The following is a 608-nucleotide window of genomic DNA, read 5'->3' on the forward strand; positions in this document are numbered from 1 at the left end:
CCACAACACCATCACCGGCCAGGGCGGCGTCCTCATCGGCGCCATCGAGGGCGACTCCACCAACAGGCTCGCCATCCAGAACAACGTCCTCATCGGCTTCCCCACCTACCGCGACCCCAGCAAGCAAAGCTCCCTCTTCTACGCCAACAACACCGGCGTGGTCGACAGCTATTCCGGCAACCTGGTCTGGAAGGTCAAGAACAACACCTGCCCCACCGGCAGCCTCTGCGGCCAGGATCCCAAACTCGCCAACATGACCCTCGCCTCCTTCGATGCCACGCCCCTCGCCGGCAGCCCCGTCATCGACAAGGCCCCCACCATCAGCGCCGTCACCACCGACTTCCTGCTGCAAAAACGCCCCGCAGGACCCGCCAACGACATCGGCGCCTATGAGGTGCAGTCGGCCAGTGCGCCCGTGGTGACCGGCAAGCACGTCGAACTGGATTTCAACGGCGATGGCAAGTCCGATGTGCTCTGGCGCCACGCCCGCGTCGGTGCCAACACCATCTGGAAATCCGGCAGCAGCGGCACTCCACAACCCATGGCCGCGGTCACCGACCTCGGTTGGCAGATCGTCGGGGTCGGCGACTTCAACGGCGACGGCAAAT

General features: G+C 65.0%; 1 pseudogene. It reads left to right on the forward strand.

From position 1 onward, the window contains the following. Positions 1-253: 253 nt before the first annotated feature. Positions 254-547 (forward strand): annotated as a pseudogene (locus D0Y53_RS13260) (choice-of-anchor Q domain-containing protein); the annotation flags it as partial. Between the last annotated feature and the right edge of the window lie 61 nt (positions 548-608).

It is taken from the genome of Cognatiluteimonas weifangensis (assembly GCF_003416885.1).
Classification (GTDB): Bacteria; Pseudomonadota; Gammaproteobacteria; order Xanthomonadales; family Xanthomonadaceae; genus Cognatiluteimonas; species Cognatiluteimonas weifangensis.